The sequence below is a fragment of the Kaistella haifensis DSM 19056 genome (genome assembly GCF_000735695.2).
GTDB lineage: Bacteria > Bacteroidota > Bacteroidia > Flavobacteriales > Weeksellaceae > Kaistella > Kaistella haifensis.
Genome location: NZ_JASZ02000006.1, coordinates 12,806 through 27,175, shown reverse-complemented (window position 1 = coordinate 27,175; position 14,370 = coordinate 12,806). Strand labels below are relative to the sequence as shown.

11 protein-coding genes are annotated in these 14,370 nt (G+C 36.3%); 6 read left to right on the top strand and 5 right to left on the bottom strand.

All coding sequences use genetic code 11. The features are described from left to right. Positions 1–47: 47 nt before the first annotated feature. The 3 genes from AP75_RS04340 to AP75_RS04330 all read right to left on the bottom strand — a co-directional run bounded on the left by AP75_RS04340 (position 48) and on the right by AP75_RS04330 (position 5,192). The gene (locus AP75_RS04340; RefSeq protein ID WP_088263690.1) at positions 48–962 is read right to left on the bottom strand and encodes a ribonuclease Z; all 915 of its coding nucleotides are present in this window, start codon (positions 960–962) and stop codon (positions 48–50) included. A gap of 149 nt (positions 963–1,111) precedes the next feature. Continuing rightward, positions 1,112–4,405: a cytochrome c biogenesis protein CcsA gene (ccsA, locus tag AP75_RS04335; protein WP_088263689.1), complete on the bottom strand. Its 3,294-nt coding sequence runs from the start codon at positions 4,403–4,405 to the stop codon at positions 1,112–1,114. 136 nt (positions 4,406–4,541) lie between these two features. Next, positions 4,542–5,192 carry a protein-L-isoaspartate(D-aspartate) O-methyltransferase gene (locus AP75_RS04330; protein ID WP_031502922.1) on the bottom strand — a complete coding sequence of 217 codons (651 nt, stop codon included), beginning with the start codon at positions 5,190–5,192 and terminating at the stop codon, positions 4,542–4,544. Between the two features lie 121 nt (positions 5,193–5,313). Between AP75_RS04330 and AP75_RS04325 the strand changes: the two genes are divergently transcribed. The 6 genes from AP75_RS04325 (at position 5,314) to AP75_RS04295 (ending at position 11,210) form a co-directional block, all read left to right on the top strand. Further along, positions 5,314–6,276 carry a Gfo/Idh/MocA family protein gene (locus AP75_RS04325; protein WP_031502924.1) on the top strand — a complete coding sequence of 321 codons (963 nt, stop codon included), beginning with the start codon at positions 5,314–5,316 and terminating at the stop codon, positions 6,274–6,276. A 2-nt stretch (positions 6,277–6,278) separates the two neighbouring features. Continuing rightward, the gene (gene bla, locus AP75_RS04320) at positions 6,279–7,157 is read left to right on the top strand and encodes a class A beta-lactamase, subclass A2 (protein ID WP_088263688.1); all 879 of its coding nucleotides are present in this window, start codon (positions 6,279–6,281) and stop codon (positions 7,155–7,157) included. 63 nt (positions 7,158–7,220) lie between these two features. Beyond that, positions 7,221–8,111: a 3-hydroxybutyryl-CoA dehydrogenase gene (locus AP75_RS04315; RefSeq protein ID WP_088263687.1), complete on the top strand. Its 891-nt coding sequence runs from the start codon at positions 7,221–7,223 to the stop codon at positions 8,109–8,111. Between the two features lie 340 nt (positions 8,112–8,451). Next, entirely contained in the window at positions 8,452–9,669 is a 1,218-nt protein-coding gene (locus AP75_RS04305) for an IS4 family transposase (RefSeq protein WP_088263686.1), read from the top strand. 9 nt (positions 9,670–9,678) lie between these two features. Then, the gene (locus AP75_RS04300; protein ID WP_088263685.1) at positions 9,679–10,932 is read left to right on the top strand and encodes a hypothetical protein; all 1,254 of its coding nucleotides are present in this window, start codon (positions 9,679–9,681) and stop codon (positions 10,930–10,932) included. A 38-nt stretch (positions 10,933–10,970) separates the two neighbouring features. Beyond that, entirely contained in the window at positions 10,971–11,210 is a 240-nt protein-coding gene (locus tag AP75_RS04295; RefSeq protein ID WP_031503638.1) for a hypothetical protein, read from the top strand. A gap of 62 nt (positions 11,211–11,272) precedes the next feature. On the opposite strand, the gene AP75_RS04290 is transcribed toward AP75_RS04295, so the two are convergent. Further along, entirely contained in the window at positions 11,273–11,671 is a 399-nt protein-coding gene (locus AP75_RS04290) for an META domain-containing protein (protein WP_088263684.1), read from the bottom strand. A 189-nt stretch (positions 11,672–11,860) separates the two neighbouring features. Further along, the gene (pheT, locus tag AP75_RS04285; protein WP_088263683.1) at positions 11,861–14,263 is read right to left on the bottom strand and encodes a phenylalanine--tRNA ligase subunit beta; all 2,403 of its coding nucleotides are present in this window, start codon (positions 14,261–14,263) and stop codon (positions 11,861–11,863) included. Positions 14,264–14,370 lie beyond the last annotated feature (107 nt).

Below are 14,370 nucleotides of genomic sequence, written 5' to 3'. Positions count from 1 at the left end.
TGCTAAGAAAATGATTGGTGTGATGATGAAATTTCAATTAAAAAAAATTAAATTTTAATCGGTTCTAATGCTTTTGGCAAAAACGAATTGGGGAAAACTTCTCTTGCCTCGTCGGTGAAAACATTTAAATCGTGATATCGGTTGGAGAAATGTCCTAAGATCAATTTCCCAACGTTGGCTTTTCTGGCGATTCGGGCTGCTTCCAAAGCGGTTGTATGTCCGGTATAATCAGCCATTTCCTTTAAATCGTGAAGAAAAGTAGATTCGTGATATAAAACATCTACGTTTTCAATTATCGGCAAAATAGTTTCCAAATATCGAGTATCACTGCAGAACGCATAGGAAACAGATTTGCTGGGTTCCGTGGTGAGGATCTCGTTTTTCAGAACATAACCATCACTCAAAATAAAATCTTTCCCGAGTTTTAAGTTGTGATAATCGCAGGTTTCAATTTCGGGATATTTTGAAATTTCCGCCATGTTGAGATGACGTTCTTTTGGTTTTTCTCGGAACAAATATCCGTTGCAATAAATCCTGTGATCAAGGGGAATGGTGTACACTTCTACTCGATTATCTTCGTAAATTTTCTCGGAATTTTTACTTTCGAGCTCGTGATATATCACCTCAAAACCTTTGTGTGTTTCGGTAATTTTGAAAATGGTTTCCAGCATTTCCTTGATTCCTTTCGGACCGTAAACATTTAGTGGGGTGTCTCTTCCCAAAAGTCGGAAAGAAGCGATCAATCCGGGCAAACCAAAACAATGATCACCATGAAGATGCGAAATAAATATATGATTGATTTTGGAAAATCTTGCTTTTGCTTTTCGAAGCTGAACTTGCGTACCCTCGCCACAATCGATTAAAAATGCACGTTCTTCCATTTCTAGGAACTGAGCCGTGGGAGAAGAATTCACCGTAGGAATTGCCGAATTAAAACCGAGAATGGTAAGATAAGTACTCAAACTGTTGGGTGGTGGGTTTAAATGTTAATGAATTTCAAATACAAATTTAATGAATATTTGCTGAAATTAAGCAATAGCATTAGTTTTAAAAAAAATTAAAAAAAAAATCCCAAAAATAAATTCGGGATTTTATAATAATTTAAAGTTTATTATTTCTTTAATTTTTTAAATCTAAAATAAGAAACGACTGCTAAAATCAACATGGTTGATAAACCGATGTAGACCCAAGCCGGAACCGGAACTGGATCTCCTGCTGCGTAAGAATGCAATCCGCTCAGGTAATAATTCACACCGAAATACGTCATTACCATTGAACAAAAAGCAAACATCGCTGCAACGTGGAACGCCCATCTGCTTCGTAAACCAGGAACCAATCTCATGTGCAAAACGAAAGCATACACCATGATGGAAATGAATGCCCAAGTTTCTTTCGGATCCCAACTCCAGTATCTTCCCCACGATTCATTTGCCCAAATTCCGCCCAAGAAATTTCCAACGGTTAATGCGAAAAGTCCGATGGTTAAAGACATTTCTGAAACGATGGTTAATTCTTTAATTGTCGTATCGTGGTGAATTTTGTATAAATTTTTACTTGAAATAATGTAAAATAGCAAAGTAATTACCGCGATAATCATTGACAATGCGAAGAAACCGTAACTGGAAGTAATAATCGCTACGTGAACAATCAACCAATAAGATTTCAGTACCGGAACGAGCGGAGTAATCTGCGGATCGAGAGCGGAACCACCGTGCGCAAATCCCATCATAATTACTGCAACCATAAATCCCGCAGCCGGAATCAAAGCGTTTGAATTTCTATAAAGGAATAATCCCGCAGAAATCCCTACCCAAGAGATGAAAATAATCGCTTCGTAACCGTTGCTCCAAGGCGCGTGACCCGACATGTACCATCTTGCGATAAGTCCAAGGAAATGAGCAAAATATCCGATACAACCGATTGCAATAATGGCTTTAATGGCGACACTCAAAATTTTGCTTGGTTTGAATAAATCTACAAATCCTAAAATAAGCAATAAACCACCGATAATGGTGTAGAAAATAAGGAGTTTAAAGTAGATATTCAATTGGTTCATGAAAACTTCTACATCAACTTTCGATTGCGAAGGAATGACGTTTTTTCCCCAAGTTTTCTGATAATCTTTTAGCTTGCTCAGTTCCGTATCCGCTTTTGACCAATTTCCGGTTTGCTGAGCTTCCAAAACACTTGAAAAATAAGGTCCCATCACTTTTTGGGAAGCTTCATCTGGTTCGAAATTTTGGTCCAGCCAAGAATGCCAAGTGTTGTTCGGATCATTTTGAACCGGAACAATTCTCATAAACTGGCCACTGAAAAATTCGTTAAAAGCCTGAACTCTATCATTCAAATCGATTACGGCTAAATCATATTTGCTTTGTTCCGCCGGTTTTTTTCTGAAAGCTGCTTGATAATCTGCTTCCAAAACGTAGTGCAACTGGCCTGTTTCGTCGGCCGGAAACATATTCATTAAAGATGTATAGCCGTCTTCGTTGGCTTTTACTTTCTTTTTCAATTCGTCACCACCGTTAATTACTTTAATTAAAGGAACCATGGTCCAGCTTGGTGTATCCGTATTGATCGACAAAAACCATTGGTTTGCTGTTAATTTTTTACCATCGCTGCCTCGGAATTCATCTCTTTTATAAAGCTTTCGAAGAACATCTAGCGCTTGAGTATTCATAGGAACAATCCGACCTTCGTAATTCTGAACCAAAAGATACCCGAATTTGTCCGCATGTTCTTTTGAAATACGGTTTCTCGAAATAATTTCGTCCGCTGAAATCATTTTTGGAGATTTCAAAGCAAAAGAATTGGCGGTTTTTTTCGGCGCAGGTTCTTCCATTAAAAGAGCATCTGCATTGCCGTGGTTGTGTCCGTCGTTTGCGGAATGGGTTTGTTTTCCGGAGCCATCTGTTCCGTGGGTATCGATTTCTTGCGCGCTGAAATGTAGACTTAATAAAAGCAATAAAACCGTAGCAATTCTTTTCTTATTCACCGATTTCAAATTTTCATTAAGTTTCCAGAAGTGAGTACCTTTCCAAAAGAAAGTTACGAACATTCCTAAAAACAAGAAAGCATATCCGATATACGAGATCAAAGTTCCCCAGAAATCGTGGTTCACAGAAAGTACGGTTCCTTTCCTATCCGGATCGAAACTTGCCTGGAAAAATCGGTAACCGCCATGATTTAAAACGTGATTCATATAGATTTTATAAGGCGTTTGTTTGCCTTCGTCGATAATCTGAACATGGCTTTCATAAGCACTTGGCGATGAACTTCCAGGGTATGTTTCCATCACGAATTTATCCAATTTCAAAGAGAAAGGCGTGTTGTAAACTTTCGGGCCGAAACCAAGCATCACATTCATCCCATCAATAGCGATTTGCTTGAAAGCATTTGGGTTTCCTTTTTCAACAGAAAGATCCACGATTTGCTTCGTTTTCGGACCTTGAACTTCTACCGTCAATTGATCCGGAACGTCTTTATCTTTCTTTCTATCACCTTCATAAGCGATGAGTTTTCCCTTCTTCAAACCTTCAGGAACAACCAGTTTCAGTTCGTTTACGGTGTAAAGACTTCTCAAAGCCAATGGTTGAAATTCATCTTTTTTCGTAGTTCCTGTTGCTTGGGTTGCCATCGTCATGAAATTAGCGTCGACAGGTGTTTTGATCATTAATTTTCCATTATCATTTCGGAATTCTACCGCACCTTCAATCGCTCGGTTGTACGTTACCAACGTTCCGTTAATCGATTTGGCTTCACCCGGTTTGATGTAATAGTTCTCGCGTCCGGTATTTCCCGTTGAAACTACATGTAAATATTCAGTTCCATTAGGGTCGGCAATCAAACTGTCCTTTTTTCTCTGAATATATTGCAATTGCTTTACATTAATTTGCTTTCCATGGAAATCATAACCCGCTTTGAAGGTTTTACCGAAAAGTTTAGCAATCAATTTGGTTTTTTTTGCTTCATCGGAAATCAAAGTAAATGGAACATCCTGATAATTTAAGATATCTCCTTTTTCTTCAATTTGAATTTTAAAATAATTCTTATCGGTAATTACTTCATTTGAAGTTTCTCCTTCACGGATGTGCATAATGCCTTCGTAGCTTATGTATCGCGTGATTGCACCACCAATGAAAAGCAAAATAAATGAAAGGTGAAACACCAAAACCGGCCATTTTTCGCGACGAAGAAGACGATATCTGGAAATATTCCCAATGAAATTTAAAATAAGGAGAAACATGATGGCTTCAAACCATTTTGCTTCGTAAATTAGGGCTTTTGCGACAGGAGTGCCAAAATCGTTTTCCAGGAAAGTTGCATACGCCATAGAAATAGCAAAAACCAGTAACAAAACCGCCATTGTACGCGTTGAAATAAGAATGTTTTGGATTTTTTTCATTTTTTTGAAACTATCAGATTATATCAAAATTCAAATAGTTGCAAAAATACATTAGTTATTCTTAAAAACCGAATTTGAAAGATGTTATTTATCAGTTTCTAAAAATTCCACTCCAAAAAAAAATCAATGAAACCAACTACTGACTGGTATTATTCAGCATTGGTACAAATTTATACGCTCCGAATTCTTCTTTTATAAATTCTTTTTCAGATTTTTTGGTAAATCGGGTAAGGATTTGTTCCTCCGTTTTTCCCAGCGGAATTACCATCATTCCTCCTACTTTCAACTGATGAAGCAATTCTGTCGGTAAAATTTCCGCACCACAAGTCACCAAAATTTTATCAAAAGGAGCGAAAGTCGGCAAACCGGCAAAACCATCGCCGAAACTCTGAAATTTTGGTCTTAAATGCAATTCACGGAGTTTTTTCTGTGAGAAATCATGCAGTTCTTTTTGCCTTTCAATCGTGTAAACTAACGTATTCATCGCCACCAAAACCGCAGTTTGATAACCGCAACCTGTACCGATTTCCAATACTTTATCTTTCTCTTTTAAGTGTAGCAATTCGCTTTGTTCCGCCACGGTCGAAGGATGAGAAATTGTTTGTTTCGCCAAAATCGGAAATGCGCGATCTTCGTATGCGAAATCCTCAAAAATACTTTCCAAAAAAAGATGACGTGGTACTTCATTCATCGCTCTTAAAACATTTTCATCGGAAATCCCGATTTTCTCCCGAAGATATTCCACCAAAATTTTTCTTTTTCCTTTATGTAAAAACGTATCCTGCATGTCACAAAAATAGGAATTTTAGTTGATTTTTTCGCGTCGAACGCCATTGGAAATTAAAAAAGCATATACTCCCAACTCTCAACTGACAACTAATTATTATCTTTGGAAAAATTAATTTTCTATGCTAAAAGCAGGTTTAGTTGGTGCGGGACATCTCGGCAAAGTCCATTTAAGATTATTAAATCAGTCTGAAAAATATGAATTGGTAGGTTTTTACGACGCAGATCAGGAAAACGGAAAAAAAATTGAAGCTGAATTCGGATATAGATATTTTGACGATTTCGATGAATTATTGAAAGAAATCGACATGCTAGACATTGTAACGCCCACGGTTTATCATTACGATTACGCGATGAAAGCGATTCAAAATCATAAACATTTTTTTATTGAAAAACCGGTTACGCAGACTTTGGAACAAGCAGAAGAAATTCTTTATAAATGTAGAGAATTCGGCATCAAAGCGCAAGTTGGACATGTTGAAAGATACAATCCTGCGTTTATCGGTTCGAAGGATTTTATTAAAGATCCGATGTTTATTGAAATTCATCGTTTGGCAGAATTTAATCCTAGAGGAACGGATGTTTCTGTAGTTTTGGATTTAATGATTCACGATTTGGATATATTGCTTTCTATTGTAAAATCTAAGGTGAAAAACATTCATGCAAGCGGAGTTTGCGTAGTTTCTAAAACGCCGGATATTTGTAACGCCAGAATTGAGTTCGAAAACGGTTGTGTAGCGAATTTGACCACTTCCAGAATTTCGATGAAAGCGATGAGAAAATCAAGGTTTTTCCAACAAGATGCTTATATTTCCGTAGATTTCTTGGAGAAAAAAGCAGAAGTTATCAGAATGAAAGAAGCGCCTGAAAATCCAAGTGATTTCGACATGATCATTGAAAATGCAGAAGGCGAAAAAAACCAAATTATTTTTGAATATCCAAACATTCAACCGAACAATGCTATTTTAGACGAATTAGAAAGTTTTGCTGATGCGATTAATGAAAATCGAGAAGTAGAAGTTTCTTTAGAAGACGGAACAGAAGCTTTGAAAGTGGCTTTGGAGATTATGAAGTTGATCAGTTAAAAATGAAAAAACTCACGCTATTATTTATACTAATCTCTTTTTTCACTTTCGCACAAAAAGCTGAACTGAAAAAGGAAATTTCTAAAATTACCGAAGGTAAAAAAGCTACCGTTGCTGTTTCTGTAAAAGGAATCGACTTCCCGTTTGAATTTAATAATGAGAATTTAAGAAAAAAATTACCACTACTGAGTGTTTTCAAGTTTCATATTGCGCTTGCAACTTTGGATATGGTAGATAAGGGACGATTGAATTTAAACCAAAAAATCTTTATTAAAAAAGAAGATTTGCACGAAAAAACTTGGAGTCCGCTCAGAGAAAAATTTCCAAATGGAAATTATGAAATGACGCTTTCCGAACTACTAAAATATATGGTGGCAAATAGCGATAATAATGCGACCGATAAAATACTGAACGTAATTGGAGGCACGCAAATCGTGCAAAATTTTATTGATTCGAAGAAAATCAAAGATTTTCAAATTCGAGTGAATGAGGAAAGAATGAACAGCGCCGACTGGAAAAGTATGTATGAAAATTGGTCGACGACAGAATCATTGGTGAAGTCGCTCATAAAATTTGATAAAGCCAAAATTCTCCCAAAAACTTCACGAGATTTATTGATGAATATAATGCTCGGAACTACAACCGGAACCAATAAAATCGTGGAACAACTCCCAAAAGGAACACCTGTAGCACACAGAACTGGATCTTCCGGAAAAATTGACGGACTAACAGTTGCCGAAAACGATATCGCGATCATTACCCTTCCTAACGGAAAAAAGTATGCAATTGCAGTTCTCGTTTCGGATTCTAGGGAGTCTTATGAAGTAAATTGCAAAATGATTTCCGATATTTCTAAAACGGTTTGGAATCATCTAAATTAAGCAGCGAAACCTTGACAAGGTTAATTTAACAAGCTTGTATTTAAAAATAAAAAAATAGCACTAATGAAAAACATAGTCGTAATCGGCGCCGGAACAATGGGAAACGGAATTGCCCATACTTTTGCGCAAACCGGTTTTAAGGTAAATTTGGTAGATGTTTCAGAGGAAGCCCTACAAAAAGGAATTTCTACAATTTCTAAAAATCTTGACAGAATTATCGCCAAAGGAAATCTTACGGAAGAACAAAAAGCAGAAACTCTTGGAAATATTACCTCGTTTACTCAACTTTCTGAAGCTTGCGAAAATGCAGATTTAATCGTAGAAGCGGCAACAGAAAACCAAGATTTGAAGCTGAAAATTTTCAAGCAAATGGACGAGTTAGCGCCGGAAAAGTGCATTTTGGCTACCAATACTTCATCAATTTCTATCACGAAAATTGCTGCGGCAACAAAACGCCCAGAGAAAGTAATCGGAATGCACTTTATGAATCCGGTGCCGATTATGAAATTGGTAGAAATCATCAAGGGCTACTCTACTTCAAAAAAAACGTTTGATGCGATTTTTGAAATGTCTAAAACATTAGGAAAAGTTCCTGTAGAAGTGAATGATTATCCAGGTTTTGTGGCCAACAGAATTCTAATGCCAATGATTAATGAAGCGATTGAAACACTTTACAACGGAGTTGCAGGTGTAGAAGAAATTGATACGGTAATGAAATTGGGAATGGCTCATCCAATGGGACCATTGCAATTGGCAGATTTCATAGGATTAGACGTTTGTTTAGCAATTCTAAATGTGATGTATGACGGTTTCAAAAATCCTAAATATGCTCCAAATCCGCTATTGGTAAACATGGTTATGGCAGGAAAATTAGGCGTGAAATCTGGTGAAGGTTTCTATGATTATTCTGAATCTAAAAAAGCTGAAAAAGTAGCGAAAATGTTCCAGCGATAATTCTAAAACTCAAAAAATTCTTTTGTTAATTCAGCTAATGATGCAGATTTTTAGTAAGAATCTGTAAATTTGTTGAATTAGCGATTTTTTATGCGAAATAGAACTCAAGAAAAATTTTTGCAAATTTCCATCTTCATCCTAACTTTAGTGATGATCATTTTGCGGTTTTTGCTTAATGAAAAAGGACGCGTAAATCCCCAGTCATGGTCGGAAGATTTTTCTTCCGACTTTTTGTATTTAAAATTGTTTGATTTTTTTTGGTTAACTTGTTGATTTTCAATGATTTAATTTGGATTAATGGGTTTTATTTCGTATCTTTATATCTGATAATCAATAACTTATGTCAGTATTTAAAGACCACAAGATTTCTCTTAAACAAGTTTTGGATTTTATTCCCGAAGCTCTTTTGAGCCATCTTTCTGCAACCACGAAGGTGGACTATTACAGCAAGGTGCTTCATGGCAAGAAAATGTTCTACCTTTTGCTTTTCTGTATCTTCGACAATGAAAAACTAAGCCAGAGAACTCTTGAAGATACATTTAACAGCAGCGGCTTCAAAGCACTTTTCGGTTTGGGCGAGAAAGAAAAAGTACGCAGAAGCTCCATCTCGGAGAGGCTCTCCAAAATTGACCCTAATTATTTCAAAGAAATCTACGAGCAGATGTACGGAAGATTTTCGCAACTCTACGATAAAGCCGAGATAGAGAAATACAACCTTATCCGGGTGGACAGTACTATTGTCGCCGATACCTGCTCAAAACTCAAGGAAGGCATCGACCAAAAAAGCGGTAAAAAATTGGTGAAGTTTAGTTTTTCTTTTGATGGTGTTCTGCCTTCGGGAGCAGAGGTTTTTACCGGACAGAAATATTCTGCAGAAGACAATGCGCTGCCGGAAGCCATCCTAAAGCAGGTAAAAAAGGAAGAACATCACGGTAATATTTATGTTATCGACAGGGGTTTGCAGTCGGTAAGGGTGATGAAGGAATTTGAAGAAAAGTCGGTAAAATTCATTGTCCGTTCTAAAGAAAACCGCAAGTTTGAAGAAGTCGAATCCTATCTCACTTCGCAAGGTTTGGAGAGATGGGATGACTGGAGAGTCTTGAAAGACAGTAAAGTAAAACTCTACACCGGAATCCCGGTACAAAACAAGCGTGGAAACGTGCATCACCGCGAAGAAAAAGTAGAAACTGATTTTCGATTGGTGGTAATCCGTAACGAAAAAACAAAGAAAGAGTTTTGGTTTTTAACCAACGAGTTTGAACTCACCAGCAAGGAAATTGCTGACTATTACCGCAAACGCTGGGATATTGAAGTTTTCTTCAGATTCCTAAAGCAGGAACTCAATCTGAGCCATTTGGTCTCGCTCAACAAAAACGGCATCGAAGTGATGGTATACATGACGATGATTGCCTCAATGCTTTTGCTGATTTACAAAAAAGCCAACGCTTTAGGCTACAAAACCGCAAAAAGGCGCATTGCCATGGAACTTCGCGATATGATTACCGAAATACTTATCATTTTTGCAGGCGGAGACCCCGGAAAGGTATTCAAAACTTAGTCATAAAAAATGGCCGGAATTTCTTCCGACCATGACTACGTAAATCCCGACTCGCTCCGATTTATGAGAACGGCGGAAGTTTTCCCGGTTATTGATAATACAACGACGCCACTTGGTTATCCTTTGAGCTTAAAATTTTTTACGATTTTTGGTTTGGATTTGTTTTGGGCAAGTAAACTCATAGGAATTCTCTCTTATCTTTTCATCGTTTATTTTGCTTGGAAAAAAAGATTTTATTTAAAAGAAACCATTCTTGTGGGCGGGCTTTTCAGCTATATTTCAATATTTTCTTACACGATGAGCGAATCCCTTATTTTGCCAATTGTTTTTCTTTTTCTTTATGCTGGAAGGCAGATCATCATAGGCGAACTCACCGGTTTTAAGGCTTTTTTCTATCTAAGTTTATCACTACTTGTACTTTACAATATCCGTTATCCTGCCCTTTTTATGATTGGTGCGGTCTTTCTTTATGGCGTTTTAAATTATCGAAAATCTTACGGTAAAACCTTTATTTATTCAGCTTTCGTAGGTTTTGGATATGTGGTGTTGTATAAATTTCTTTTCATCGATTATTTTAATGATGACTATATCGATGAATTTTTAGAAATCGGGCTTCATCCAACATCAAAATTATTGATAGAGCTGGTTCAGGGAATGGCGACCACATTCAACCCGTTCATTCACATTGCAAATCCAGCGGGCGGAATCATCAATTACGGAATCTACGGAATTGGTTTGTTGAATATTCTGTTGATCGGTTTTATTTTCATTAAAAATAAACTTTCAGAAACGGAACGATTTTTTGTTTTCGTAGGAATTATTGGGATTATTTGTTCGTTTTTTATACAATATTTTTATTCGGTAAATCCCATTGATTATCGATTAATGGCTCCATTTTCATTCCCAATTTGGTTGGTTTATTTCAGAAAAATATATCAAATTTTCGGAAAACTCACCTATGGCATTACCATTTTAAGTTTAATGACCGGTTTTATTTTCACTTGGCTTTCCCGAGGAAATTATCTTGAAAACCGACGAGAAATTACCAAATTCTTGAAATCTGAAAATTTGGAAGAAGGAAGAATTAATTTCTTTATGGAAGATGAAAAGTTACTAGATAAAATGCAAATTGCCGAATTGATAAGCACCGTAAACCCTAATGTAAAGGTAACTTTCAAACCAAAAGATACGCTTCAGAACAATACCCTGACCAAATATAAAGTTTTAAGAAAAATTAAAATTGACAAGAATAAATATCAATAATATTTTTTATCTTTGAAAAAGTTTAAACATTAGAAAAAATGAAATTACCAAAATTTTTATTAGCCGACAATTCAGATTTTCCTGAAGATTTATTTGTTGTTCACACGGAATATCCTAGATTTATCCTAAACGTAGAAGAAGAGGAGGTTGAATGGTTGGATGATTTGGAAGGTGATGACGAGGAAACTATGGCCGATGAAGCGACCAAAGTGGTTGAAGCAGCCTTCAAATGGTGCGATGACGAACTCGCTAAATATGACGAAGAAGACGACGAATAATAAAGAAACAAAAAAAGGAACTCAATCGGGTTCCTTTTTTTACTATTATTTTAATTGAAAAATTATTGTTTACTGAATTTCAGAAGCAGCAAATTTCCTTTGTACAGCTCTAATGTATTGCCGCTTACGACATACTTATTGGCCTCACTCAACATACTGAAAAAATTAGATTCTGCAGACATATCAGCGCATGCCATTTTGGTGGAAGCAATATTTTTTGCTGAAAAGTTGCCCGCTGTGGCATCTAAAAGAACTTCACCGAAATAACTGTTGCAACCTCCGTTTCCGGTGATTTTATCTGTTTCTATATTCAATGTAGGCGTTTTACCTTTCACTTGCTCCGCCAAAATCCATTTCGTTCCTGCTATATTCGCCTGAGAACCTCCAACTTTAGTGCTCGAAAGCGAAGAACAAGATGCTAAAGCTGCGGCTGCAAATATTGATAAAAAAATGTTTTTCATAAGTATAAATCTTTATATTAGATGATATTTTGCTGTCGCCTGATTTATTTTTAAATAATCACGACGCATTTTTATTGATTCAAATTTAAGTAATATAATTTACCCAGCCTTCATAATCGAAAAATTTTGCTCCTCAAAACAAAAAAAAGCATCTCAAAAGAAGATGCTTTCTGTTTCGTAAAACTATTTCTATGACCTTAGTTCTGCAGAAAATTCTTTTTGGAACATGTTGATTAGGGAGTTCATCACTTCGCTAATTTCTTTATCTTCCAAAGTTTTTTCTTCGTTTAAAAGTTCAAAACTCAATGCGTAAGATTTCTTGCCTTCCGCAAGATTCTTGCCTTCGTAAACATCAAAAAGATTGATGTTTTTCAAGTATTTCGAAGGATTTTTCTTCGCTGCCTGATACAATTCGGAATAAGTGATATTTTTATCAATCAATAAAGCAAGATCTCTTCGGATTTTATTGAATTTTGGAATATCAACAAATTTTAAATTTCCATGAGAACGAAGTTTTTGACAAGTTTCAACTTCAATTTCAGCGTAGAAACACTCCTGATCGATATCTGCATCTTTCAAAAATTCCGGAGAAACTTTACCCAATCTTGCGATCACTTCCCCATCTGAAATCAATTGCAAAGCATCAGAAAAACGCTCATCTTCCAACGCTTTTTCTTCAATGTTTAAATTCAATTTATCCAAAAGAACTTTAACATAAGATTTTAAATAATAAAAATCGGTTGCGGATTTCGATTGGATCCAATTTTCAGCCACATTTCTTCCCGAAACCAAAATCGCAAGTTGCTTTCTTTCCGTGTATTTTTCTTTTTTATGATAAATTTTTCCGAGCTCGAAAAATTTAATATCCTGATTTTTTCTTTTAATATTATAATCCGCATTTGCCAAAAGTCCTTCCAACAAAGACTTTCGCATGAAAGCCAAATCGCTACTCAATGGATTGAGGAGTTTCACTGCATCGGTTTCATCTTTCACAGAAGTAAGGGAATTATTCATCACCTCGTTAAAACCATTGCTTTGTAAAGTTCTCGCCCAAGAATTTTCGAGAGCGTCTTGATCATCAAAACTCAATTTCACTGGTGTAAAAGAGATTTTTTTTGGTGCATCAATCTTGTTGTAACCATAGATTCTTAAAATTTCTTCAATTACATCGATTTCTCTGGTAACATCTGCACGATAAGGTGGAACTGAAATTTCTAAACCATTTTGAATTTCGTTTAAAACTTCAATTTCAAGAGATTTCAGAATTTCTTTGATTTTTTCTTTATGAATTTTGGTTCCTAAAATTTGTTCAACTTTAGAAAATCTTAAAATAATATAATTGTGCTCAATTTTTTGAGGGAAATGTTCCAACAACTCCCCTTTCAAAGCTCCTCCGGCAATTTCTTGAATCATTGAAATGGCCTGACTGATAGCAGTACGTGTATTATTCGGGTCTACTCCACGTTCAAAACGGAAGGAAGCGTCGGTGTTTAAACCGTGATATTTCGCTCCTTTTCGAACAGCAACAGGATTGAAATATGCACTTTCGAGGAAAATGGTTTTCGTGTTTTCGGAAACTCCGGAATTCAATCCGCCAAAAACTCCAGCGATGCACAAAGGCACGTTGTTTCCGTCTTTAATCATGATTTCTGTTCCATTCAAAGTTCTTTCAACACCATCCAAAGTAGTGAATTTTGTTCCCTCTGCATTTACCCCAACTCTTACTTTCTTTCCTGCAATTTTATCAGCATCAAAAGCATGAAGAGGTTGTCCTAATCCATGCAAAATATAATTGGTAATGTCGACAATATTGTTGATTGGGCTTAATCCAATGGCTTTCAAGCGCTGTTTCAACCAATCCGGAGAATCAGCTACCTGCACGTTTTCGATTACTGCACCAATATATCTTGGAGCTAATTCTGAATCCTCTACTTCCAGCTGAAAATCGGTTGCTCCTTCGATATTTAAAGTTTTCGAAGTGATTTTTTCGAATTGCGATTTCATTTGGTTTGAAACCAAAAATGCATTCAAATCTCTAGCAACTCCATAATGCGACATCGCGTCAGTTCGGTTCGGAGTCAAACCAATTTCGTAAACTTCATCAGTAGCAAGGTCAAAATAATCTGCAAAATTTTTCCCGATTTCGAATTTGTTTTCATCCAAAATCATGATTCCGCCGTGATCATCGCTCAACCCTAACTCATCTTCCGCACAGATCATTCCTTGAGAAACTTCTCCACGTATTTTTGCTTCTTTGATCGCAAATGAACTTCCGTCTTTGGCATATATTTTCGTTCCGATTACCGCTACGGGAACAGTTTGTCCGGCTGCAACGTTCGGTGCACCACAAACGATATTCAATATTTTTCCGCTTCCTACATCTACAGTGGTTTTCTTTAATTTATCAGCATTAGGGTGTTGTTCGCAAGTCAAAACTTTTCCTACGACAATTCCTTCCAGGCTTCCTTTTACGGATTCATATTTTTCAATTCCTTCAACCTCCAAACCAATATCGGTAAGATATTCTCCTATTTTATCAGATTTTAATTCGGTTTTGATGTAATCCTTGAGCCAGTTGTTTGAGATTTTCATTTGATTTTCCTATTTATTTTGAGGATAAATGTGCCTTTCGGTTTTTTGAAATTTGGGGTAATGATGTTATATCGTCGTACCCCGATAATTTTGCAAATATCGTGTTT

What these genes read in the sequence shown, in the direction of transcription:
- ccsA (WP_088263689.1), bottom strand. Translation starts at nt 4,405, where the DNA reads ATGAAAAAAATCCAAAACATTCTTATTTCAACGCGTACAATGGCGGTT.
- AP75_RS04330 (WP_031502922.1), bottom strand. Translation starts at nt 5,192, where the DNA reads ATGCAGGATACGTTTTTACATAAAGGAAAAAGAAAAATTTTGGTGGAA.
- AP75_RS04325 (WP_031502924.1), top strand. Translation starts at nt 5,314, where the DNA reads ATGCTAAAAGCAGGTTTAGTTGGTGCGGGACATCTCGGCAAAGTCCAT.
- bla (WP_088263688.1), top strand. Translation starts at nt 6,279, where the DNA reads ATGAAAAAACTCACGCTATTATTTATACTAATCTCTTTTTTCACTTTC.
- AP75_RS04315 (WP_088263687.1), top strand. Translation starts at nt 7,221, where the DNA reads ATGAAAAACATAGTCGTAATCGGCGCCGGAACAATGGGAAACGGAATT.
- AP75_RS04305 (WP_088263686.1), top strand. Translation starts at nt 8,452, where the DNA reads ATGTCAGTATTTAAAGACCACAAGATTTCTCTTAAACAAGTTTTGGAT.
- AP75_RS04300 (WP_088263685.1), top strand. Translation starts at nt 9,679, where the DNA reads ATGGCCGGAATTTCTTCCGACCATGACTACGTAAATCCCGACTCGCTC.
- AP75_RS04295 (WP_031503638.1), top strand. Translation starts at nt 10,971, where the DNA reads ATGAAATTACCAAAATTTTTATTAGCCGACAATTCAGATTTTCCTGAA.
- AP75_RS04290 (WP_088263684.1), bottom strand. Translation starts at nt 11,671, where the DNA reads ATGAAAAACATTTTTTTATCAATATTTGCAGCCGCAGCTTTAGCATCT.
- pheT (WP_088263683.1), bottom strand. Translation starts at nt 14,263, where the DNA reads ATGAAAATCTCAAACAACTGGCTCAAGGATTACATCAAAACCGAATTA.